General features: G+C 72.5%; 21 protein-coding genes. 3 read left to right on the top strand and 18 right to left on the bottom strand.

Annotated features, from left to right (window positions below; genetic code table 11):
* Positions 1–260: 260 nt before the first annotated feature.
* The 3 genes from fahA to ACZ303_RS27105 all read left to right on the top strand — a co-directional run bounded on the left by fahA (position 261) and on the right by ACZ303_RS27105 (position 2,747).
* Positions 261–1,460 (top strand): fumarylacetoacetase, encoded by a 1,200-nt coding sequence (gene fahA, locus ACZ303_RS27115; protein ID WP_467343096.1) that lies wholly within the window; start codon positions 261–263, stop codon positions 1,458–1,460.
* Entirely contained in the window at positions 1,457–2,161 is a 705-nt protein-coding gene (locus tag ACZ303_RS27110) for a GOLPH3/VPS74 family protein (protein WP_467343095.1), read from the top strand. The genes fahA and ACZ303_RS27110 overlap by 4 nt, the downstream gene beginning before the upstream one ends.
* 91 nt (positions 2,162–2,252) lie before the next feature.
* Positions 2,253–2,747 carry a hypothetical protein gene (locus ACZ303_RS27105; protein ID WP_467343094.1) on the top strand — a complete coding sequence of 165 codons (495 nt, stop codon included), beginning with the start codon at positions 2,253–2,255 and terminating at the stop codon, positions 2,745–2,747.
* A 7-nt stretch (positions 2,748–2,754) separates the two neighbouring features.
* On the opposite strand, the gene ACZ303_RS27100 is transcribed toward ACZ303_RS27105, so the two are convergent.
* The 18 genes from ACZ303_RS27100 to nuoE form a co-directional block, all read right to left on the bottom strand.
* Complete coding sequence (locus ACZ303_RS27100; RefSeq protein ID WP_467343093.1) at positions 2,755–3,936, bottom strand: sensor histidine kinase; 1,182 nt, start codon at positions 3,934–3,936, stop codon at positions 2,755–2,757.
* A gap of 5 nt (positions 3,937–3,941) precedes the next feature.
* A complete protein-coding gene (locus ACZ303_RS27095; protein WP_467343092.1) occupies positions 3,942–4,652 on the bottom strand; it encodes a response regulator in 711 nt (236 codons plus the stop codon).
* An 80-nt stretch (positions 4,653–4,732) separates the two neighbouring features.
* Complete coding sequence (locus tag ACZ303_RS27090; protein ID WP_467343091.1) at positions 4,733–5,521, bottom strand: hypothetical protein; 789 nt, start codon at positions 5,519–5,521, stop codon at positions 4,733–4,735.
* Positions 5,518–6,387, bottom strand: coding sequence for an ABC transporter ATP-binding protein (locus tag ACZ303_RS27085; RefSeq protein ID WP_467343090.1), 870 nt, complete (start codon positions 6,385–6,387; stop codon positions 5,518–5,520). The genes ACZ303_RS27090 and ACZ303_RS27085 overlap by 4 nt, the downstream gene beginning before the upstream one ends.
* Positions 6,384–6,515, bottom strand: coding sequence for a hypothetical protein (locus tag ACZ303_RS27080; protein ID WP_467343089.1), 132 nt, complete (start codon positions 6,513–6,515; stop codon positions 6,384–6,386). Before ACZ303_RS27080 ends, ACZ303_RS27085 begins: the two co-directional genes overlap by 4 nt.
* A complete protein-coding gene (locus ACZ303_RS27075) occupies positions 6,512–7,513 on the bottom strand; it encodes a sporulation-delaying protein SdpB family protein (protein WP_467343088.1) in 1,002 nt (333 codons plus the stop codon). The genes ACZ303_RS27080 and ACZ303_RS27075 overlap by 4 nt, the downstream gene beginning before the upstream one ends.
* Positions 7,506–8,108 (bottom strand): SdpA family antimicrobial peptide system protein, encoded by a 603-nt coding sequence (locus ACZ303_RS27070; protein ID WP_467343087.1) that lies wholly within the window; start codon positions 8,106–8,108, stop codon positions 7,506–7,508. The genes ACZ303_RS27075 and ACZ303_RS27070 overlap by 8 nt, the downstream gene beginning before the upstream one ends.
* Positions 8,109–8,114: 6 nt before the next feature.
* Positions 8,115–8,738: a hypothetical protein gene (locus ACZ303_RS27065; protein ID WP_467343086.1), complete on the bottom strand. Its 624-nt coding sequence runs from the start codon at positions 8,736–8,738 to the stop codon at positions 8,115–8,117.
* 146 nt (positions 8,739–8,884) lie between these two features.
* Positions 8,885–10,537: an NADH-quinone oxidoreductase subunit NuoN gene (gene nuoN / locus ACZ303_RS27060; RefSeq protein WP_467343085.1), complete on the bottom strand. Its 1,653-nt coding sequence runs from the start codon at positions 10,535–10,537 to the stop codon at positions 8,885–8,887.
* Entirely contained in the window at positions 10,534–12,156 is a 1,623-nt protein-coding gene (locus tag ACZ303_RS27055; RefSeq protein ID WP_467343084.1) for an NADH-quinone oxidoreductase subunit M, read from the bottom strand. The genes nuoN and ACZ303_RS27055 overlap by 4 nt, the downstream gene beginning before the upstream one ends.
* Before the next feature lie 2 nt (positions 12,157–12,158).
* Positions 12,159–14,099, bottom strand: coding sequence for an NADH-quinone oxidoreductase subunit L (gene nuoL, locus ACZ303_RS27050; protein WP_467343083.1), 1,941 nt, complete (start codon positions 14,097–14,099; stop codon positions 12,159–12,161).
* Positions 14,100–14,111: 12 nt separating this feature from the next.
* The gene (gene nuoK, locus ACZ303_RS27045; protein ID WP_467343082.1) at positions 14,112–14,411 is read right to left on the bottom strand and encodes an NADH-quinone oxidoreductase subunit NuoK; all 300 of its coding nucleotides are present in this window, start codon (positions 14,409–14,411) and stop codon (positions 14,112–14,114) included.
* Entirely contained in the window at positions 14,408–15,235 is an 828-nt protein-coding gene (locus ACZ303_RS27040) for an NADH-quinone oxidoreductase subunit J (protein WP_467343081.1), read from the bottom strand. Before ACZ303_RS27040 ends, nuoK begins: the two co-directional genes overlap by 4 nt.
* Positions 15,232–15,822 carry an NADH-quinone oxidoreductase subunit NuoI gene (gene nuoI, locus ACZ303_RS27035; RefSeq protein WP_467343080.1) on the bottom strand — a complete coding sequence of 197 codons (591 nt, stop codon included), beginning with the start codon at positions 15,820–15,822 and terminating at the stop codon, positions 15,232–15,234. Before nuoI ends, ACZ303_RS27040 begins: the two co-directional genes overlap by 4 nt.
* Positions 15,815–17,146, bottom strand: coding sequence for an NADH-quinone oxidoreductase subunit NuoH (nuoH, locus tag ACZ303_RS27030; protein ID WP_467343196.1), 1,332 nt, complete (start codon positions 17,144–17,146; stop codon positions 15,815–15,817). The genes nuoI and nuoH overlap by 8 nt, the downstream gene beginning before the upstream one ends.
* A gap of 32 nt (positions 17,147–17,178) precedes the next feature.
* Positions 17,179–19,680: an NADH-quinone oxidoreductase subunit G gene (locus ACZ303_RS27025; protein WP_467343079.1), complete on the bottom strand. Its 2,502-nt coding sequence runs from the start codon at positions 19,678–19,680 to the stop codon at positions 17,179–17,181.
* A complete protein-coding gene (gene nuoF, locus ACZ303_RS27020; protein WP_467343078.1) occupies positions 19,677–21,059 on the bottom strand; it encodes an NADH-quinone oxidoreductase subunit NuoF in 1,383 nt (460 codons plus the stop codon). Before nuoF ends, ACZ303_RS27025 begins: the two co-directional genes overlap by 4 nt.
* Complete coding sequence (gene nuoE / locus ACZ303_RS27015; protein ID WP_467343195.1) at positions 21,056–21,865, bottom strand: NADH-quinone oxidoreductase subunit NuoE; 810 nt, start codon at positions 21,863–21,865, stop codon at positions 21,056–21,058. The genes nuoF and nuoE overlap by 4 nt, the downstream gene beginning before the upstream one ends.
* Between the last annotated feature and the right edge of the window lie 3 nt (positions 21,866–21,868).

Below are 21,868 nucleotides of genomic sequence, written 5' to 3'. Positions count from 1 at the left end.
CCGCCTCCAGCAAGGAATTACCGGACATTGCTCGCTCTTTAGTGAGTGGTCGGAGGGCGTTCGTGAGCAGGCCGCGCGCCCCCTCGGACGCCCCGGCGGGCGGCGTGCGGAACGGGCCCGGCGCGCGCCGGCGAAGGCCGCCGAAGCCGCCCCTTGCCCCCCCTTGTCTGGCGGCCACCAGCACGTAATGTGTGCGACGGACCCTTCCGGGGGTCAGCAGGCTTCCAGGAGTGTCCATCAGAGAGCGAGGCGCGTCCCCCATGCCCCAGCAGAGCCCCCGCGAGCTGCCCGAAGGCGACCCGTTCGGCATGGACACCCTGCCGTACGGCGTGTTCACCACCCAGGACGCGCCGGAGCACCGGCGGATCGGCGTGCGCTACGGCGCGTACGTGCTCGACGCGGCCGCCGTCGCCGCCGCGCGCGGCTCCGCGCACGCCGGGGTGCTGTCGGCGCCGACGCTCAACCCGCTGCTGGCCGCCGGCCGCGCCACGTGGCAGGCGGTACGCGCCGAGGTCCGCGGCTGGCTGGCGGACGGGCAGCTGGAGGACGGGTACTTCCACCCGCTGGAGGGCGTGACCCCGCACCTGCCGTTCGAGGTCGCCGACTATGTCGACTTCTACGCCAGCGAGCACCACGCCACCAACGTCGGCCGGATCTTCCGCCCGAACGGCGAGCCCCTCACGCCCAACTGGAAGCACCTGCCGATCGGTTACCACGGGCGCGCCGGAACGGTCGTGGTCTCCGGCACCGACGTCGTCCGCCCCCGGGGCCAGCGCAAGGCCCCCGCCGACGCCGCCCCCTCCTTCGGGCCCTCGCTGCGGCTGGACATCGAGGCCGAGGTCGGCTTCGTCGTGGGCGCCCCCTCCGCCACCCCCGTCACGCTGGACGACTTCCGCGAGCACGTCTTCGGCGTCTGCCTCCTCAACGACTGGTCGGCGCGCGACATCCAGGCGTGGGAGTACGTGCCGCTCGGCCCGTTCCTCGGCAAGTCCTTCGCGACGTCCGTCTCCGCGTGGATCACCCCGCTCGACGCCTTCGACGAGGCCCGCACCACGCCGCCGGAGCGCACCCACCCCCTGCTGCCCTACCTCGACGACTCCGCGGCCGAGCCGGGCGCCATCGACCTGCGCATCGAGGTCACGGTCAACGGCGAGACGATCTCCCGGCCGCCCTTCGCCGCCATGTACTGGACGGCCGCCCAGCAGCTCGCCCATATGACCGTCAACGGTGCCACGCTGCGCACCGGCGACCTCTTCGCCTCCGGCACGGTCAGCGGCCCGGAGCCCGACCAGCTCGGCTGCCTGCTGGAGCTGACCGCGGGCAAGGGCCCCTACCTCGCGGACGGCGACGAGGTGACCCTCACCGCCTGGGCCCCCGGCCCCGACGGCGCCCGCATCGGCCTGGGCGAGGTCACCGGCCGGATCCTCCCCGCGCTCGGCGAGCCCCCCGCCCGCCCGTGAGCCAGGACGCCGCCGCCCTCGCGCTGCCCGAGGAGCTCATCCTGCTGTGCTTCCACCCGGTCAGCGGGCGGCGGCTGTGCGGGCGGCGGTTCCTGGAGTACGCGGTGGCCGGGGCCGTGCTGGCCGAACTGCGGCTGGCGGGGCGGATCGTGGAGGAGCGCGGCCGACTGGCCGTGGCCAACCCGGTGCCGCCGGCGGATCCGCTGCTGGCCATGGCGATGAGCAGCCTGGCGGCGGTCGGCCGGGGCCGGGTGGGCCGGGGCCCGAAGACGCACCGCTGGGTGGGCGCCGCGGCCCGCCACCTGGAGGAGCCGTGGCTGACGCGGCTGGTGGAGAAGGGGCTGCTGCGCCCCGAGCGACACCGTTTCCTCGGCGTCATCCCCTACCTCCGCTTCCCGGTCGGCGCGGTCGACCGCACCTCGGCGACCCGGGACCGGCTGGCCAGGGCGGTCACGGCGGGCTTCCCCGAGTCGCGCCCCCGGATCCTGGCCGCTCTGGTGTCCTCCATAGGTGTCGGCGCGCAGCTCTTCCCCGGGTGGGAGGGGCGGCAGGCGCGGTCGGCGATGCGACGGCTGGTGCAGGAGGAATGGACCGCGCGCGCCGTGTACCGCAACGTGCAGCGGGACAAGTACAACGGCGGTGGCGACGGCGGGGGTGGCGCGGTCGACGGCGGTGGCGGTGGGGACGGCGGAGGCGGCTGAGGCTCCCGGCCAGTGGGTCGGAGCTGCTGACCGATGGGTCAGGACTGCTAATTTGTCGTGTCCAGATCCACCCACCGAGGAGCGAGCGCACGTGCGCAAGGCAGTACAGATCACGGGGGCGGCGCTCATCGCCGCTGTGCTGATGACCGGTTGCGGCAGCGAGAGCGGCGACGACAAGAAGACCGGGGCCACGCCCCCGGCGGACGCCCCGAAGCAGACGCCGGGCGACGCCCCGGCCAAGGACCCCGCCAAGCCCGGCACTTCGGCCGCCGCCCTCGCGGGCGTCTGGACGAAGGGCAAGCTCGCGGACAAGAGCATGCGGCTCCTGACCTTCACCCCCAACAACGGCGCGGCGCTCAACGCCATGACGTACGGCTGCTCGGGCAAGGTCGTCGACAACGCCCAGCCGGTCACCCTCGACCTCGTCTGCCAGAACGGCAGCACCGAGTACACCAAGGGCACCGTCAAGAGCGTGGACGCCAACTCCCTCACGATCGCCTGGGCGTCCGGCAAGGAGGACACCTTCACCAAGTCCGTCGGAGAGGACGGCAAGCCCAACGGCCTGCCCGCCAAGCCCGGCCTCTGATCCGCCCTCAGGCGTCCGCCGGCCCCGGTTCCACCAGGCTGTGCCCCGGGGCCGGGTACGCCGCGCGCACCAGATAGCCGCCGCCGGGCACCGGCCCGGCGGCGAGGTCGCCGCCCAGCAGCCGGGCCCGCTCCCGCAGCCCCGCGAGACCGTGGCCGCCCTGCCGCCCGGCCGGCGGCTCACCGGGTGCCGCGCCCCGGCCGCTGCGCACCTCGACCACCAGGCACGAGTCGCCGTCCACCGACTCCACCCGTACGCACACGGCCCGGTCCCGGTCGCCGTGGCGCACCACATTGGTCAGCGCCTCCTGGACCGTACGGTAGGCGGCGAGTTCGACGGCCGCGGGCCAGCGGACGCCCCGGCCCGGCTCGACGACCGTCTCGACGGTGAGCCCGCTGCGCAGGGCCATGGCCTCGATGTCGGCCAGCCGGCGCCCCGACTCGCCGTCACCGCGGTGCGCCCTGAGGGCACCGACGGTGTGCCGCACCTCGTCCAGCGCCCGGACGCTCAGCGTCCGGATGAGCTCGGCCTCCTGCCGTACGGCCGGGTCCGCGCTGCGCAGCGACAGCGCCGCCGCCCGCAGCGCGATCAGGCTCATCTCGTGGCCCACGACGTCGTGCATCTCGCGGGCCAGCGCGGCCCGTTCCGCCGCGACCACCGCCGTGTGCTCGGCGCGCCGCTCCCGGTCCCGGCCCGCGGCCAGCGCGACGAGCTGTTCGGCGATCCGCCGCCGGGAGCGCAGCAGCCCGCCGAGCACCACCGGGCCCGCCCCCACGAGCGCGCAGTAGACCTCTTCGCGCAGCCATACGCCCAGGTCGGAGGGGACGCCGTCGAGCAGCACCCAGTCCAGCAGCGCGGCCACCGAGACGCCCGCGCCGCACAGCACCGCCGGCGCGGCCGGGAACACCACGGCCACGCGCGTCAGGGCCGCCATGGAGGCGAGCCACATCCCGCTGACCGTCAGCGCCGGGAGCGTGGCCAGCAGGACCAGCAGCGGCCGGCGGCGGCGCCAGGGCAGGGCCAGCAGCGCCAGGGCGGACAGCGCGAGGCCGACCGGGCTCGCGGCCCCGGCCCCCAGCCGCATCAGGAGGTCGCTGGCGGCCAGGGCCAGCACGGCGGCCTCCACCGCCCAGCCCGGCGGCCGGAACCCTTCCAGGGCCCGCAACGCGGCGCGCGAACGTCCGGCCACGGCTGTCATCGCGCCGCTCTCGCGCGGGAGCCGGCCTCCGCGGCCGTACCGGCGAGGCCGGACCGCCAGGCGATGACGGCGGCGCGGACCCGGTTGTCCGTACCGAGCTTGGCCAGCACCGCGCTGACGTGCTCCTTGACGGTGCCGGGGCTCACCCGCAGCTCGCCGGCGATCTCCGGGTTGGACAGCCCGGCGCCCAGCAGCGCCAGTACGTCCCGCTCACGCGGGGTCAGGCGCGCGACGCGGCTGTCCGGCTCGGGCCGCGGTTCCGCCACGGGCCGGGCGCGGGCCGCGGCCACGGAGGCGGCGTACCCCTCGGCGACCGCGCGGGCGACCGTGGGCGAGAGCACGCTGCCGCCGGCGGCGGCCGCGCGCACGGCCCGCGCCAGGTCGGCCGGGTCGCTGTCCTTGAGCAGGAAGCCGTCCGCGCCCGCCCGCAGCGCCCGGGCGACGTGTTCGTCCGTGTCGAACGACGTCAGCATGAGGACGGCGGGCCCGGCCGGCCGGCTCTTGATGTCCGCCAGGACGGCGAGGCCGTCCCGGTCCGGCATCCGGATGTCGAGGAGCACCACGTCGGGCGCGGCCGCGCCGATCGCCTCCGGCGCGGCGCCCGCCGCGCACTCCCCCACCACGACGATGTCGCCCGTACCTTCCAGGACCATCCGCAGGCCCGTCCGGAACAGTTCCTCGTCGTCGACGATCAGCACCCGAATCATGATCACTACCTCCCCAGTACCCGGCCGGGAATGGCAGATTGTGACCCGTTGTGGCAGGACTCACTCGCTCCGGTACGAGCTCACTCCAGGACGCGGTCCGCCCTGAAGACCAGCGGTACGGCCGTGAGCAGCGCCGACGCCAGCAGCAGCGAGCCGACCACGTACCAGGCGGTGACGGTGGTGTACGCGTCCGGCGCCAGGGTGACCGCGAGGCTGGTGCCCAGAGCGGGCAGCAGGGCCACCGCGCGGACCAGGCCGCCGTTGAGGCCGGCCGTGGCCCGCAGCCCGGCCGGGTAGAGGAAGGCCGTGAAGACGGTGACGGCGGCGGCCCAGAGCATGGCGGCCGCCGGGACCAGCAGGCCCAGCAGGAGGTAGCCGCCGCCGAGGTGTACGGAGCCGCCGCCCGCGGCCAGCGCGGCCCAGGCGGGCCCGGCGAAGGCGGCGACGAGCGTGAGCCAGGCCAGCAGCGAGGCGGTCAGCGCGGTCGCGGTGTACGCGAGGAAGACCGCGCGCAGCCGCACCGGCGTGGCCAGCAGCGCCTCCATGACGCCCCCGGTCACGTCCCCGGCGACGACGGACCGGGTCACGGAGAGGGTGATGAGGGCGGCGGCCACCCCGAGCAGGGTCGGCGCCGCCAGCAGGGCGGTGCTGACCGCGGCGGAGGCCGCGGAGCGCAGCCCGGTCACCGCGGCGAGGTCGGTGTGCTGCTCGGCGACGCTGCCGTGCACACCGTCGGGGTAGACCTGCGGCAGGACGAGCAGCAGCACGACGAGGGCGACGCCGACGGCGAGCGGGATGAGGACGATGTGTCGGCCCTGGTGGCGCCAGGTGCGGGTCAGCAGGGCCCGGGTGAGCTGTCCGGCCGTCATGACGCGCCGCCCAGCAGCCGGTGCACGGCCGTCTCGGTGTCCTCGCGCACGGAACGCACGTCCGTGACCGAGACACCGTCGCGGACCAGCGCGGCGATGACGTCGCCGATGGTCTCCGAGGGGCCGACGTCCACCCGCCGCCAGCCGTGGGCAGCCGAGGGGGCGGCGTCCGGGGTGGGGGTGCAGCGCAGTTCGTAGCCGTGCGGCGCCTGGTCGGGCGGCGTGGTGGCGAGGGTGGTGATGCCGCCGTCCTTCAGTACGAGCAGGCGCGAGGCGAGGGTCATCGCCTCGGGCACGCTGTGGGTGGAGTAGAGCACGACCCGCTCGGCGGCCCAGTCGCGGACCAGGGCACGGGTGTTCTCGGCGCTGACCGGGTCGAGGCCGGTCAGCGGCTCGTCGAGGAGCAGAACCCGGGGGTCGGCCAGCAGGAGCCGGGCGAGGTCGGCCCGTTGGAGCTGGCCCCTGCTGAGCCGGGCGGTGCGCCGGTCGAGCAGCGCCCCGGCGTCGAACCGCTCGGCGGCCTCGGTGACGCGCCGCTTGCGCTCCCGCCGGGGCACCCCGAGGACCGTGGCCCAGAAGTCGAGGTTGTCCCGGACGGTGAGCTGCGGGGCGAGCGCGGCCCGGTGGGAGAGGACTCCGATCAGGCGCTTGGCGTCGGGGTGCCCGGCGATGTCGGTCCCGTCCACGCGGACGGTTCCGCTCAGCGCCGGGAGCACCCCGGCCAGTACGCGCATGAGCGTGGTCTTGCCGGCGCCGTTGCGGCCCAGCAGCACGTGCACGCCGCGGTCGAGCAGGAGGTCGACCGGGCCGATCACCGGGCGCCGGGCGTAGCCGGCGACCGCCTGTTCCAGCTGCATCTCGGTCATGCGGGGCCGAACAACTCCCCGCGCTGCTCGGGCGTCAGCCGGGATTCGTCGATCCGGCGCAGCAGCGAGACGTGCTTGCCCGCCTTGCACCAGCCCAGCCTGCGGGGGCCCAGCCTGATCGTGGTCACCGAGGCACCGCTGACCCAGGTGCCCCACTGGACATGTCCTTTTCCGCATTCGATGATCGCGTCTGCCATCTTCCGATCTCCTTGCGTGGTGTGGCCGGTGGCGGGGTGCGCGGTGCGGGGACCGACGGCAACCGGTCGGGTGTCGCGGCCACCGCCGCGCATCCGATCATGATCAGGCTGAAGCTCCACAGCCCGATGGTGGCGATGATGCTCCCGTGCAGGAGCACATCGAGGACGAACGCGGTCTTCCGCAGCCGGTCCGGGCCCAGCAGCAGGGCCGCGATCACCACTTCCACGATGATGGCACCCCAGGTCATCGCGCCGACGGCGAGCCCGTTGCGGGACAGCCACAGCAGCGGCCCCTTGAACGGTTCGGCGACGCCGAACGCCGGATCGCGCAGGATGTAGTACTCCGCCGACCCGTTGAGCCAGTCCGGCACGCCGAACTTGCTGATGCCGCTCTGCACGTAGAGGATCACCAACTGCAGGCGCAGCGCCCAGAACGCGGCGAAGGCGGCGCCGCGCGCGGTGGGCCCGAGCGGTGTCGTGGGGCGCTGCCAGTGCCAGCGCCGGTCGTCGGCCAGGCCCATGGGGATCAGCAGCAGCCCGGCGATCCGCGCGATGGCCTCGCCGCCGTCGGGCAGCGAGATGCTCACGCCGATGGAGAACATCAGCCAGGCGTGGATCCACACCGTCCATCGCGGGCGGTAGCCGCTGGCGACGACGGCCAGCAGGACGACCATGATCCACCGGCGCCACTCCTGGCCGACGGCGTCACCGCCGACGCAGTACGCGGAGATCGCCTGCGCCTTCTCGCAGTGGGGGTAGGGCTTTTCGCCGAGGAGCGGGTGGAGCAGCGCGGCCGTCGGGGTGAGGGCCAGGGTGATCAGGTGGGCGGCGGCGACGAGGGTGCGGCCCCAGCCGAACCACACCGAGCGCGGGTCGAAGCGCGACAGCGCCCGGTCGAGGGCGGCGCGGTATCCGGGGCGGTCAGTCATCGCAGCTGATCCGCAGGTGGGCGGTGCGGGTGACGCGGGAGGTGCCGGCCGTCAGGTCCCGGAAGGCCCAGGGCACGGGGCGTTCGTTGGCGAAGACGACGTCGCCGCAGAGGGTGGGCAGGGGCGAGGTGTTGGTCACCGGCAGCGGCTGCCGGCCCGCCGCCTGGCGCAGGCAGTCCTCGTTGGAGGCCGCGCACTCCTCCCAGTTGCGGACCTCGGCGTTGATCAGGGCTTCTTCGGGGCCCTGTGCGCGCTGCTCCCGGCTGAGGCCGAAGAGGTTGCCGGGCCGGCCCTGCGGGGTCGTCGAGAGGCTGCGGGGCGCGGCGTCGCCGGCCGGCCGGTACGCGCCCATCTGCTCACTCTCCGGTGACTTGGTGAAGAAGGCCCAGCCCTGGGGGACGAAGGCGGAGAAGTAGGTCTTGGCCGTCGGCGACCAGGAGGGGGTGGTGACGTTGTGCGGCATGGCGAAGTAGACGGAGGCGGCCATGATGACGAGGATCGCGGCGAGCGTCCTGGTGAAGGCGCTCCGCTGCCGGGCCGCATCGCTCGCGGCCCGGCAGCCGGTCTCCTCCTCTGCGGGGGAGCTTCGGGGCATGACGGATCAGAGGGCGCGGGCCACCGAGGCCGCGATGGCCTCACGGGTGAACTGCGAGGTGTCGCCCGACGGACGGTAGGCGACCACGACGACGACGCCGACCTCGGCGACGGCCGCGACGGTGGTGGCGATGGTGCCCGTCTGGATGATGGCCTGCTGGGTCTTGACCCACCAGCTGCCCATCAGCATCGGGTCGGCGTGGTTGCCGTTGGTGCCGCTCACCTTCGTGACGTCGGTGGTGAGCTTGGTGAGCGCGGACTGGACCTTGTACGGGTCGCCGCTCTGGACGTCGCGGGTGACCGCCTGGTGGAAGTCCGGGTCGGCCTTGCGCAGCGCGGTGGTCAGCGAGGACACCTTGTTCGCGGGCACCTGCTGCTCGCGCATGCCGAACTTCTTGAGGACATCGGGGTGTTCCTGCGCGGCCCGGCCGCTGCCCAGGGTGAGGAGCCCGACGATCTCCTCGTCGCTGTACGTGCCCTTCGCCGCGGCGGGGCGGCTGTCGGCCTTGTGCGTGGGCTCGGCGGCGCCGGCGGCGGGGGCGAGGGTGGCCACGAGCGCGGCGGCGGTCACGGCGCTGACGCCGGCCAGCTTGGCGCGCCGGAGGGTGGTTCTCTGCGGGGTCGTGTTCATGAATCGATCATGTGCGGCGCCATGATCGACTCACAACTGCCGACCGGCGGGATCCGCCCCTCCCGATCGGGGGGCTCCGGGCGGTGGTCGGGGAGGTGGTCCCGGCGGTCCCGGTGCCCGAGAGCCGGGCACCGGGACCTGGGGCCTCATCGGATGAAGGTGCCCGCCTGGCCGGCGAGTTCGAGGAAGTACTGCGGGGCCACGCCGAGGACGAGGGTGACCGCCACCCCGACGGCGATGGCCGTGGAGGTGAGCACGCTGGGCACGGCCACGGTCGGCCCGTCGGCCTTCGGCTCGCTGAAGAACATCAGCACGATCACCCGGATGTAGAAGAACGCGGCGATCGCCGAGGACAGCACACCGACGATGACCAGCGGCGCCGCCCCGGCCTGTGCCGCCGCCTTGAAGACGGCGAACTTGCCCGCGAAGCCGCTCGTGAGCGGGATGCCCGCGAAGGCCAGCAGGAACACCGCGAAGACGGCCGCGACCAGCGGCGAACGGCGGCCGAGCCCCGCCCACTTCGACAGGTGCGTCGCCTCGCCGCCCGCGTCGCGCACCAGCGTCACCACGGCGAACGCGCCCAGGGTCACGAAGGAGTACGCGGCCAGGTAGAACAGCACCGAGGACACCCCGTCGGGGCTGACGGCGATGACACCGGCGAGGATGAAGCCGGCGTGGGCGATGGAGGAGTAGGCCAGGAGCCGCTTCACATCCGTCTGGGTGACGGCCACGACCGCGCCCACCAGCATCGTGATGATCGCGACGCCCCACATCACCGGCCGCCAGTCCCAGCGCAGGCCCGGCAGGACGACGTACAGCAGCCGGAGCAGGGCGCCGAAGCCGGCGACCTTCGTGGCGGCGGCCATGAAGCCCGTGACGGGCGTCGGGGCGCCCTGATAAACGTCGGGCGTCCACATGTGGAACGGCACCGCGCCGACCTTGAAGAGCAGGCCCATCAGCACCAGCGCGCCGCCGATCAGCAGCAGCGCGTCATTGCCGGTCGTCGAGGCGAGGGCCGGGTCGACGGCGCGGGTGGTGCCGTCGATCACCTCGGCGATGCCCGCGTACGTGACGGTGCCCGCGTAGCCGTACAGCAGCGCCACCCCGAAGAGCAGGAACGCCGAGGAGAAGGCGCCGAGCAGGAAGTACTTGACCGCGGACTCCTGCGAGGCCAGTCGCTGGCGACGGGCCAGCGCGCACAGCACGTACAGCGGGAGGGAGAAGACCTCCAGGGCGACGAAGAGCGTCAGCAGGTCGTTCGCGGCGGGGAAGACGAGCATGCCGCCGACCGCGAAGAGCACCAGGGGGAAGACCTCGGTGGTGGTGAAGCCCGCCTTGACCGCCGCCTGTTCGGACGCGCCGCCGGGCACGGACGCGCCCTGCGCGGCGAAGGAGTCCACCCGCTTCCCGTGTGCCGCCGGGTCCAGGCGCCGCTCGGCGAAGGTGAACACGGCGATCAGCGAGACGAGGAGAATGGTGCCCTGGAGGAAGAGGGCGGGCCCGTCGACGGCGACGGCTCCCATCGCGGCGATCCGCGCCTTGTCCGTGCCGTACCCCCGGGCGGCCAGGGCGACGACGGCGGCGAAGGCGGCGCCCAGCCCGACCGCGGTCAGCAGCAGTTGGGCGGGGTAGCGGGTGCGGCGCGGGAGGAAGGCTTCGATCAGTATCCCCACGAGGGCCGCGCCGAGCACGATCAGCGTCGGCGACAGCTGGGCGTACTCGATATGGGGGGCCGGGATCTTCTGCGGCGCGTCGGCCGACATCGTCCACAGGCTGTGGACGGATGCTGCGTGGCTCACTTCGCGGCCTCCACATCGTTCACGGGAAGAGCGGGTTCGGGGTCGACCTCGTCGACCTGCGACATGGTGTGCCCGACCGCGGGGTCGATGATCTCGGTGACGGGCTTGGGATAGACGCCGAGGAACAGCAGCAGGGCGATCAGGGGTGCGACGACGACCAGTTCGCGCGCCTTCAGGTCGGGCATGCCGCGCACGCTGTCCTTGACCGGGCCGGTCATGGTGCGCTGGTAGAGCACCAGGACGTACAGCGCGGCGAGCACGATGCCGGCCGTGGCGACGATCCCGGCCGCCGGATAGCGGCTGAAGGTGCCGACCAGCACCAGGAATTCGGAGACGAAGGGCGCGAGGCCGGGCAGCGACAGGGTGGCCAGACCACCGATGAGGAACGTCCCGGCGAGGACCGGCGCGACCTTCTGCACACCGCCGTAGTCCGCGATGAGCCGGGAGCCGCGGCGGGAGATCAGGAAGCCGGCGACCAGCATCAGCGCGGCCGTGGAGATGCCATGGTTGACCATGTAGAGCGTGGCGCCGCCCTGGCCCTGGGTGGTCATCACGAAGACGCCCAGGACGATGAAGCCGAAGTGCGAGATCGAGGCGTAGGCGACCAGTCGCTTGATGTCGCGCTGGCCGACCGCGAGCAGGGCGCCGTAGAGGATGCTGATGAGCGCCAGCACCACGATCACGGGCGTCGCCCACTTCGACGCCTCCGGGAAGAGCTGGAGGCAGAAGCGGAGCATCGCGAACGTCCCGACCTTGTCGACCACCGCGGTGATCAGCACGGCGACGGGGGCGGTGGCCTCGCCCATGGCGTTGGGCAGCCAGGTGTGCAGCGGCCACAGCGGCGCCTTCACGGCGAAGGCGAAGAAGAAGCCGAGGAACAGCGCCCGTTCGGTGGTGGTGGCGAAGTCCAGCTTGCCGGCCGCGCGCGCCTGGACGATCTCCTGGAGCGAGAAGGTCCCCGAGCCGAGCTGGTCGGCGGTGACCGCGTAGAGCCCGATGACCGCGGCGAGCATGATCAGGCCGCCGGCCAGGTTGTAGAGGAGGAACTTCACGGCGGCGTAGCTGCGCTGGGCCGCCGCCTCCTCCTCGGACCGGTCGCCCGCCCGGTCGCCGAAGCCGCCGATGAGGAAGTACATCGGGATGAGCATGGCTTCGAAGAAGATGTAGAAGAGGAAGACGTCGGTGGCCTCGAAGGAGATCACCACCATCGCCTCGACCATCAGGATCAGCGCGAAGAAGCCCTGTGTGGGGCGCCAGCGCCGGTGGTCCGGGCCGTCGGCGGCGACTTCGAGGGGATCGGCGTCGTGCCAGCCGGCCAGGATGATGAAGGGGATCAGCAGCGCGGTCAGGGCGATCAGCACCACCGCGATGCCGTCCACGCCCAGTTCGTAGCGCACCCCGAAGTCGGCGATCCAGGCGTGGGACTCGGTGAGCTGGAACGGCTTCTTGGCGTCCGGGTCGAACCGCACCAGCTGCCCGGCCGCCAGGGCGAGCGTGGCGAGCGAGAAGCCGAGCGCGAGCCACTTCGCCGCCGTGCGCCGCGCGGCCGGGACGGCGGCGGTGGCGATCGCGCCGGCCGCGGGGAGCGCGGCCGTGACCGTCAGCAGGGGAAAAGACATATTCAGACCGCCCTCATCAGCAGGGTCGCGGCGATGAGCACGGCCGCGCCGCCGAACATCGAGACCGCGTACGTCCGCGCGTAGCCGTTCTGGAGTCGGCGCATCCGGGCCGACAGGCCGCCGACGGAGGCGGCGGTGCCGTTGACGACGCCGTCGACCAGGGTGTGGTCGACGTAGACCAGGCTGCGCGTGAGGTGCTCGCCGCCGCGGACCAGCACGATGTGGTTGAAGTCGTCCTGGAGCAGGTCCCGCCGGGCGGCCCGGGTGAACAGCGAGCCGCGTGGGGCGGTCACCGGGACCGGTCGGCGGCCGTACTGGAACCAGGCGATCGTCACCCCGACGACGAGCACCACCATGGTGGCGGCGGTGACCGTCGTGGCGCTGACCGGCGGGTGTCCGTGCGCGTGGCCGGTGACGGGCTCCAGCCACTTCAGGAAGGCGTCGTTGACGCTGAAGAGACCACCGGCGAAGACCGAGCCGACGGCCAGGATCACCATCGGGACGGTCATGGTCTTCGGCGACTCGTGCGGGTGGGGCGGCTCGCCCGCGCCGCGCGTCCCGGCGGCGGGCTCGGCGCTGGGCTCGTCCGGTGACGGGGCGGGCCGCCACCGCTCCTCGCCGAAGAAGGTAAGGATCATCACGCGCGTCATGTAGTACGCGGTGATGGCCGCGCCCAGCAGCGCCGCCCCGCCGAGGATCCAGCCCTCGGTGCCGCCCTTGGCGAAGGCGGCCTCGATGATCTTGTCCTTGGAGAAGAAGCCGGACAGCCCCGGGAAGCCGATGATGGCGAGATAGCCGAGGCCGAAGGTGACGAAGGTGACCGGCATGTACTTCCGCAGGCCGCCGTAGCGCCGCATGTCGACCTCGTCGTTCATGCCGTGCATGACGGAGCCGGCGCCGAGGAAGAGGCCGGCCTTGAAGAAGCCGTGGGTCACCAGGTGCATGATCGCGAAGACATAGCCGACCGGTCCCAGGCCCGCGGCGAGGATCATGTAGCCGATCTGGGACATCGTCGAGCCCGCCAGGGCCTTCTTGATGTCGTCCTTCGCGCAACCGACGATCGCACCGAAGAGCAGGGTGACCGCGCCCACCGTGACGACCGCGGTCTGCGCGTCGGGCGCGGCATTGAAGATCGCCCCGGAGCGGGTGATCAGATAGACGCCGGCGGTCACCATCGTCGCCGCGTGGATCAGGGCCGAGACCGGGGTCGGGCCCTCCATGGCGTCGCCGAGCCAGGACTGGAGCGGCACCTGGGCGGACTTGCCGCAGGCGGCGAGGAGCAGCGTCAACCCGATCGCCGTCAGCTTGCCCTCCCCCGCCTCGGTGGCCCGGTCGAGGACCGGTCCGAAGGCGAAGGTGCCGAACGTGGTGAACATCAGCATGATCGCGACCGACAGTCCCATGTCGCCGACGCGGTTGACGATGAACGCCTTCTTCGCGGCGGTCGCCGCGCTCGGCTTGTGCTGCCAGAAGCCGATGAGCAGATACGAGGCCAGGCCGACGCCCTCCCAGCCCACGTACAGCAGCAGGTAGTTGTCGGCGACGACGAGCAGCAGCATCGCGGCGAGGAAGAGGTTGAGATAGCCGAAGAAGCGCCGCCGCCGCTCGTCGTGCTCCATATAGCCGACCGAATAGAGGTGGATCAGCGTGCCCACGCCCGTGATCAGCAGGACGAAGGTCATCGACAGCTGGTCGAGCTGGAAGCCCACGTCCGCGCGGAAGCCGCCGACCGGGACCCAGCTGAAGACCGTCGTCCCCAGGGTGCGGTCCGCGCCGTCGCGGCCGAGCATGTCGGCGAAGAGCACGACGCCGATCGCGAAGGACGCGGCCGCCAGCAGCGTGCCGATCCAGTGGCCCGTACGGTCCAGCCGCCGCCCGCCGCACAGCAGCACGGCCGCGCCCAGCAGCGGCGCCGCGACGAGCAATCCGATGAGGTTCTCCACGTCACCGTCCCCTTACAGCTTCAGCAGGTTCGCGTCGTCGACCGAGGCCGAGTGGCGGGAGCGGAAGATCGTCACGATGATGGCGAGGCCGATGACGACCTCGGCGGCGGCCACCACCATCGTGAAGAACGCGATGATCTGGCCGTCGAGATTGCCGTGCAGCCGGGAGAAGGTGACGAACGCCAGATTGCAGGCGTTCAGCATCAGCTCGACGCACATGAAGACGACGATGGCGTTCCGCCGGATGAGCACTCCGGCCGCGCCGATGACGAACAACAGCGCCGCGAGGTAGAGGTAGTTGACCGGGTTCACTGACGGGCCCCCTTGGAGTCCTCGCTGCGGCCGCGCGCCAGCCATTTGCTGGAACGCTGTTCGAGCGCGGCCAGCTCGTCGAGCGCGTCGCCCGACACGTCGCGGATCTGGCCGCGGGCGCGCAGCGTCGGATTGACGGTGAGCTCGGAGGCCGTGCCGTCCGGCAGCAGGCCGGGGATGTCGACGGCGTTGTGCCGGGCGTAGACGCCGGGCGCGGGCAGCGGCGGCAGCTGCTCACCGGACCGTACGCGCGCCTCGGCGCGCTCGCGCTGGGTGGCGGCCCGCTCGGTGCGCTCGCGGTGGGTGAGGACCATCGCGCCGACGGCCGCGGTGATCAGCAGGGCGCCGGTGATCTCGAAGGCGAAGACGTACTTGGTGAAGATGAGGGCGGCGAGCCCCTGCACATTGCCGCCGGCGTTGGCCTTGCCCAGGCCGTTGAAGTCCTTCAGGGAGGCGTTGGCGATGCCGGTGCCCAGCAGGATGCCGAAGCCCAGCACGCAGAGCGCGGCGAGCCACCGCTGGCCCCTGATGGTCTCCTTGAGGGAGTCGGCGGCGGTGACGCCGACCAGCATGACGACGAAGAGGAAGAGCATCATGATCGCGCCGGTGTAGACGACGATCTGGACGACCCCCAGGAAATACGCGCCGTTGGCGAGGTAGAACACCGCCAGGACGATCATGGTGGCGGCGAGCGAGAGGGCGCTGTGGACGGCCTTCTTCATCAGGACCGTGGACAGGGCGCCGAGCACGGCGACCGCCCCCAGCAGCCAGAACTGGACCGCCTCGCCGGTGGAGGTGGCCGAGGCGGCGGCCGCGACGTTCATGCGCCCGCCCCTTCCTGCTCCGGTGCCCGCTCCGGCTGCTCGCCCTTGGACACGGCCACTTGCCGGACGGTCCCCGGCGCGGCCTCCGTGACCAGTCCCCGGTAGTAGTCCTTCTCGGTCATGCCGGGGAAGATCGCGTGCGGGGTGTCGACCATGCGCTCCTCCAGGCCCGCGAGCAGCTCCTCCTTGGTGTAGATGAGCGATTCGCGGCTGGTGTCGGCCAGTTCGTACTCATTGGTCATGGTCAGCGCGCGGGTCGGGCACGCCTCCACGCACAGCCCGCACAGGATGCAGCGGAGATAGTTGATCTGATAGACGCGGCCGTAGCGCTCGCCCGGGGAATAGCGCTCCTCGGGGGTGTTGTCCGCGCCCTCGACATAGATGGCGTCCGCCGGGCAGGCCCAGGCGCACAGCTCGCAGCCGATGCACTTCTCCAGGCCGTCCGGGTGCCGGTTGAGCTGGTGGCGGCCGTGGAAGCGCGGCGCCGTGGGCTTCTTGTCCTCCGGGTACTGCTCGGTCAGCCGCTTCTTGAACATGGCCTTGAAGGTCACGCCGAAGCCGGCCACGGGGTTCTGGAAATCAGGCATCGTCAGCCCCCTCCTTTCCGTCTCGGGGACCATCACTGACAGTATCCGCGCCACCACTGACAATGAGCTGCCGGTCGTGGCGCGGCCGGCGCCGGGGCACCGGCGGCAGGGTCTGGCCGGGCATCGGCGGCACCGGGAAGCCGCCCGCCATCGGGTCGAACTCCCGGTCCGGAGCAGGGCCTTCCGGCTCCTCGCCGCGACCGCGGAAGATGTCGGCCACGAAGGACAGCAGCAGGATCGCCACCACGCCGCCGCCCACGTACAGCACGATCTGCTGGAAGTCGTAGTGCTCGTTGCGCAGCGCCCGCACGGTCGCCACGAGCATCAGCCACACCATCGACACCGGGATGAGGACCTTCCACCCCAGCTTCATGAACTGGTCGTAGCGCAGCCGCGGCAGCGTGCCGCGCAGCCAGATGAAGAAGAAGAGCAGCAGCTGGATCTTGACGACGAACCACAGCATCGGCCACCAGCCGTGGTTCGCGCCCTCCCAGAACGCCGAGACGGGGTACGGGGCCCGCCAGCCGCCGAGGAACAGCGTCACCGCCACCGCCGAGACGGTGACCATGTTGACGTACTCCGCCAGCATGAACATCGCGAACTTGATCGAGGAGTACTCGGTGTTGAAGCCGCCGACCAGATCGCCCTCGGACTCCGGCAGGTCGAACGGCGCCCGGTTGGTCTCCCCGACCATCGCGACGATGTAGATGATGAAGGAGACCGGCAGCAGCAGGACGTACCACCGGTCGTGCTGCGCCTCGACGATCGTCGAGGTCGACATCGACCCGGAGTAGAGGAAGACGGCGGCGAAGGAGACGCCCATCGCGATCTCGTACGAGATCATCTGCGCGCACGAGCGCAGGCCGCCGAGCAGCGGGTAGGTCGAGCCGGAGGACCAGCCCGCCAGGACGATGCCGTAGATGCCGATCGCCGCGGTGGCCAGGATGTAGAGCACGCCGATCGGCAGATCGGTGAGCTGCATCGTCGTGCGGTGACCGAAGATCGAGATCTCATTGCCGGCCGGGCCGAAGGGGATCACGGCGATCGCCATGAAGGCCGGGATGGCCGCGACGACGGGGGCGAGCAGATAGACCGCCTTGTCCGCCCGCTTGACGATCACGTCTTCCTTCAGCATCAGCTTGATGCCGTCGGCGAGGGACTGGAGCATGCCCCAGGGGCCGTGCCGGTTGGGGCCGATGCGCAGCTGCATCCACGCGACGACCTTGCGCTCCCAGACGATCGAGAAGAGCACGGTCAGCATGACGAACGCGAAGCAGAAGACCGCCTTGACGACGACCAGCCACCACGGGTCCCGGCCGAACATCGAGAGGTCCTCGGCAGCCAGTCGATAGGCGTTCACTGCCGCACCTCCGGCGTCTCGGCCCCGGTCTCCGCGCCGATCCGGACGAGCTCGCCCGGCCGCGCCCCCGTGTCGGAGGCGACGCCGCCGCCCACGGAGTTCAGCGGAAGCCACACCACCCGGTCCGGCATCGCGGTGATCCGCAGCGGCAGCCGTACGGTGCCGGCCGGGCCGGTCACGGCCAGCGGCTCGCCCTCGCGCACCCCGGCCTCCGCCGCGGTGGCCGCGGAGAGCCGGGCGACCACGGCGTGCCGGGTGCCGGCCAGCGCCTCGTCGCCCTCCTGCAACCGCCCCCGGTCGAGCAGCATCCGGTGCCCCGCGAGCACGGCCTCGCCGGCGCCGGGCAGCGGGAGCGCCCGTACGGTCTCGGCGGGGTCGGCGGCGTGCGGGCCGCTCCAGTGGCCGAGCCGGTCCATCTCCGCCCGTACGGCGTCGGTGTCCGGCAGCCCGAGCGGCACGTCCATGGCGTCGGCCAGCATGTGCAGCACCCGGGCGTCCGGCGGCACATGGCGGCGCGGCAGCTGGTCGGGTTTGATCGCGACCCCGAAAGGCCGGGCCCGGCCCTCCCAGTCGAGGAACGTGCCGTCCTTCTCCGCGACGGCGGCGACCGGCAGCACCACGTCCGCCCGGTCCGTCACCTCGCCCGGCCGCTGCTCCAGACTGACCAGGAACCGCACGGAATCCAGCGCGGCACGCGCGCGTGCCGGGTCCGGCAGGTCCGCGACCTCCACGCCACCCACCACCAGGGCACCCAGCTCGCCGGTGGCCGCGGCCTCCAGGATCTGTCCGGTGTCCCGGCCCGGGCTGCGCGGCAGTTCGTCGACGCCCCAGGCGGCCGCGGTCTCCTCCCGCGCGCGCGGGTCGGTGGCGGGCCGGCCGCCGGGCAGCAGCCCCGGCAGGGCGCCCGCCTCGATCGCCCCCCGCTCCCCCGCCCGGCGCGGAATCCACACCAGGGCCGCGCCGGTCGCGCCGGCGGCCGCGAGCACGGCGGTCAGCGCGCCCGGCACGCCCGCCGTCCGCTCGCCGACGACGATCACCGAGCCCTCGGCGCGCAGCGCCTCGGCCGCGGCCTGTCCGGCCGGGTCGAGCCCCACGGCGTCCGCGAGCGCCCGCAGCCACTCCGTCTCGGTGCCGGGGGCGGCGGGCAGCAGCGTGCCGCCCGCCTTCGTCAGGCCCGGGGTGGCGTGCGTGGCCAGGGCGAAGACGCGCTGCCCGTGCTTGCGGTGCGCCTTGCGCAGCCGCAGGAAGATCCCGGGCGCCTCCTCCTCTGCCTCGAATCCGACGAGCAGCACCGCCGGCGCGCTCTCCAGCGTCCGGTACGTCACCCCCGAGCCGTCGAGATCACGCCCCCGCCCGGCGACCCGGGCGGCGAGGAAGTCCGCCTCCTCGGCGCTGTGCACCCGGGCCCGGAAGTCCACGTCGTGCGTGTCCAGCGCCACCCGCGCGAACTTGGCGTAGGCGTAGGCGTCCTCCACGGTCAGCCGCCCGCCCGTCAGCACCCCGGCCCGGCCCCGCGCGGCGGCCAGCCCGCGCGCCGCCGCCTCCAGGGCCTCCGGCCAGCTCGCCGGCTCCAGGGCGCCCTCGGCGTTCCGTACCAGCGGAGTGGTGAGCCGGTCCGGCCGCTGGGCGTAGCGGAACGCGAAGCGGCCCTTGTCGCACAGCCACTCCTCGTTGACCTCGGGGTCGTCCGCGGCGAGGCGGCGCATCACCTTGCCGCGCCGGTGGTCCGTACGCGTCGCGCAGCCGCCCGCGCAGTGCTCGCACACCGACGGCGAGGAGACCAGGTCGAAGGGGCGCGAGCGGAATCGGTACGCCGCCGAAGTGAGCGCGCCCACCGGGCAGATCTGGATGGTGTTGCCCGAGAAGTACGACTCGAAGGGGGCGTCCTCACCGGTGCCCACCTGCTGGAGCGCGCCGCGCTCCAGCAGCTCGATCATCGGGTCGCCCGCGATCTGCTGCGAGAAGCGGGTGCAGCGCGCGCACAGCACGCACCGCTCGCGGTCCAGCAGCACCTGGGTGGAGATCGGCACCGGCTTGGCGAAGGTGCGCTTGCGCCCCTCGAAGCGGGTGTCGGCCTGCCCGGCGGACATCGCCTGGTTCTGCAACGGGCACTCGCCGCCCTTGTCGCAGACCGGGCAGTCGAGCGGGTGGTTGATGAGCAGCAGCTCCATCACGCCGCGCTGCGCCTTGTCGGCGACGGGCGAGGTCAGTTGAGTGCGGACCTCCATGCCGTCCGTGCAGGTGATCGTGCAGGACGCCATCGGCTTGCGCTGGCCCTCGACCTCGACGATGCACTGCCGGCAGGCGCCGACCGGGTCGAGCAGCGGGTGGTCGCAGAACCGCGGGATCTCGATGCCGAGCAGCTCCGCCGCGCGGATGACGAGCGTGCCCTTGGGTACGGAGAGCTGGATGCCGTCGATGGTGACGGAGACCAGGTCTTCCGGTGGCAGCGCCGCGTCCGCTCCGCCGGAGGGGCCGGCCGGCGTGGTGACGGTCATACGTGCACCTCCTGGGGGTTCCTGCCGTCGGCCCACACCGTGGACTTGGCCGGGTCGAAGGGGCAGCCCCTGCCCCTGATGTGCTGCTCGTACTCCGCGCGGAAGTACTTGAGCGACGAGAAGATCGGGCTGGCCGCGCCGTCGCCGAGGGCGCAGAAGGACTTGCCGTTGATGTTGTCGGCGATGTCGTTGATCTTGTCGAGGTCCGTCATACGGGCGCGGCCCGCCTCGATGTCGCGCAGCAACTGCACCAACCAGTAGGTGCCTTCGCGGCAGGGCGTGCACTTGCCGCAGGACTCGTGGGCGTAGAACTCGGTCCAGCGGGTGACGGCCCGTACGACGCAGGTCGTCTCGTCGAAGCACTGCAACGCCTTGGTGCCGAGCATGGACCCGGCGGCACCCACCGCCTCGTAGTCGAGCGGCACGTCCAGGTGCTCGTCGGTGAGCAGCGGGGTCGAGGAGCCGCCGGGCGTCCAGAACTTGAGCGTGTGGCCGGGGCGCATGCCGCCGCTCATGCCGAGGAGCTGGCGCAGCGTGATGCCCAGCGGCGCCTCGTACTGCCCGGGGTTCGCGACATGGCCGCTGAGGGAGTAGAGCGTGAAGCCCGGGGACTTCTCGCTGCCCATCGAACGGAACCACTCCTTGCCCCTGTTGAGGATCGCGGGAACGGAGGCGATGGACTCGACGTTGTTCACGACAGTGGGGCAGGCGTAGAGGCCGGCGACCGCGGGGAAGGGGGGCCGCAGCCGGGGCTGGCCGCGGCGGCCTTCGAGGGAGTCGAGGAGGGCGGTCTCCTCGCCGCAGATGTAGGCGCCCGCCCCGGCGTGCACGGTGATGTCGAGGTCGAGTCCGCTGCCGAGGATGTCGCGGCCGAGGTAGCCGGCCGCGTAGGCCTCGCGCACGGCCTCGTGGAGCCGGCGCAGCACGGGGACGGTCTCGCCGCGCAGGTAGATGAAGGCGTGCCGGGAGCGGATCGCGTAGCAGGCGATGATCATGCCCTCGATGAGGGCGTGCGGGTTGGCGAAGAGGAGGGGGATGTCCTTGCAGGTGCCGGGCTCGGACTCATCCGCGTTGACGACGAGGTAGTGCGGCTTGCCGTCGCCCTGGGGAATGAACTGCCACTTCATCCCGGTGGGGAAGCCGGCCCCACCGCGGCCGCGCAGTCCGGAGTCCTTGACGTAGCCGATGACGTCGTCGGGGGTCATGGCGAGGGCCTTGCGCAGCCCCTCGTATCCGTCGTGGCGCCGGTAGGTCTCCAGCGTCCAGGAGCGCGGCTGGTCCCAGAAGGCGCTCAGTACGGGCGTGAGGAGCTTCTCGGGGCTGGTCTCGCCGAGGGCCTCCGGCCGGGGGGTCCCACCGTCCGCGGGTGCCATGGTCATTCCTCCCCCTCCTCGACCGGTCCGGCCGGGAAGTCCGGGTCCGAGGCCGATGTCCGCTGTGGAGCGTCGTGCGAGCTGAGGTGCTCCCCGGGGCCGGCGTCGGCGGGGGGCGGCGCGGCGCGCGGCGGGCCGACGCGGGCGGGCGCGCCCTCGCCGTGGGCCAGCCGCAGCCCGGCCAGGGACGCGGGCCCGGCGCCGCCGCTCGCCTCGACCGCGTCCGGCCGCGGGTCGGGGAAGCCGGCGAGGATGCGGGCCGTCTCCTTGTACGTGCACAGGGGCGCCCCGCGCGTGGGCTCGACCGTGCGTCCGGCGCGCAGGTCGTCGACGAGGCGCTGGGCGCTCTCGACGGTCTGGTTGTCGAAGAACTCCCAGTTGACCATCACGACGGGCGCGAAGTCGCAGGCGGCGTTGCACTCGATGTGTTCGAGGGTGACCTTGCCGTCGGCGGTGGTCCCGCCGTTGCCGACGGCGAGGTGGCGCTGGAGCGCCTCGAAGATGGCGTCGCCGCCCATGACCGCGCACAGGGTGTTCGTACAGACGCCGACCTGGTAGTCGCCGCCCTGCTCGCGCCGGTACATGGTGTAGAAGGTCGAGACGGCGGTCACCTCGGCGGTGGTGAGGCCGAGGACCTCGGCGCAGAAGCGGATGCCGGTGCGGGTGACGTAGCCCTCCTCGGCCTGGACGAGGTGGAGCAGCGGCAGCAGCGCGCTGCGGCTGTCGGGATAGCGGGCGATCACCTCCTCGGCGTCCGCTACGAGCCGGGCCCGTACGTCGGCCGGGTAATCGGGCGCGGGGAGCTGCGGCATTCC

It is taken from the genome of Streptomyces sp. NPDC023527 (assembly GCF_055560115.1).
This window is presented reverse-complemented; position numbering and strand designations above follow the sequence as displayed.

Bases quoted from the DNA above. Each gene is read 5' to 3' on its own strand.
- fahA (WP_467343096.1), top strand. From the start codon at position 261: ATGCCCCAGCAGAGCCCCCGCGAGCTGCCCGAAGGCGACCCGTTCGGC.
- ACZ303_RS27095 (WP_467343092.1), bottom strand. From the start codon at position 4,652: ATGATTCGGGTGCTGATCGTCGACGACGAGGAACTGTTCCGGACGGGC.
- ACZ303_RS27090 (WP_467343091.1), bottom strand. From the start codon at position 5,521: ATGACGGCCGGACAGCTCACCCGGGCCCTGCTGACCCGCACCTGGCGC.
- ACZ303_RS27085 (WP_467343090.1), bottom strand. From the start codon at position 6,387: ATGACCGAGATGCAGCTGGAACAGGCGGTCGCCGGCTACGCCCGGCGC.
- ACZ303_RS27075 (WP_467343088.1), bottom strand. From the start codon at position 7,513: ATGACTGACCGCCCCGGATACCGCGCCGCCCTCGACCGGGCGCTGTCG.
- ACZ303_RS27070 (WP_467343087.1), bottom strand. From the start codon at position 8,108: ATGCCCCGAAGCTCCCCCGCAGAGGAGGAGACCGGCTGCCGGGCCGCG.
- ACZ303_RS27065 (WP_467343086.1), bottom strand. From the start codon at position 8,738: ATGAACACGACCCCGCAGAGAACCACCCTCCGGCGCGCCAAGCTGGCC.
- ACZ303_RS27055 (WP_467343084.1), bottom strand. From the start codon at position 12,156: ATGTCTTTTCCCCTGCTGACGGTCACGGCCGCGCTCCCCGCGGCCGGC.
- ACZ303_RS27040 (WP_467343081.1), bottom strand. From the start codon at position 15,235: ATGAACGTCGCGGCCGCCGCCTCGGCCACCTCCACCGGCGAGGCGGTC.
- nuoI (WP_467343080.1), bottom strand. From the start codon at position 15,822: ATGCCTGATTTCCAGAACCCCGTGGCCGGCTTCGGCGTGACCTTCAAG.
- nuoH (WP_467343196.1), bottom strand. From the start codon at position 17,146: ATGTTCGGCCGGGACCCGTGGTGGCTGGTCGTCGTCAAGGCGGTCTTC.
- ACZ303_RS27025 (WP_467343079.1), bottom strand. From the start codon at position 19,680: ATGACCGTCACCACGCCGGCCGGCCCCTCCGGCGGAGCGGACGCGGCG.
- nuoF (WP_467343078.1), bottom strand. From the start codon at position 21,059: ATGACCATGGCACCCGCGGACGGTGGGACCCCCCGGCCGGAGGCCCTC.
- nuoE (WP_467343195.1), bottom strand. From the start codon at position 21,865: ATGCCGCAGCTCCCCGCGCCCGATTACCCGGCCGACGTACGGGCCCGG.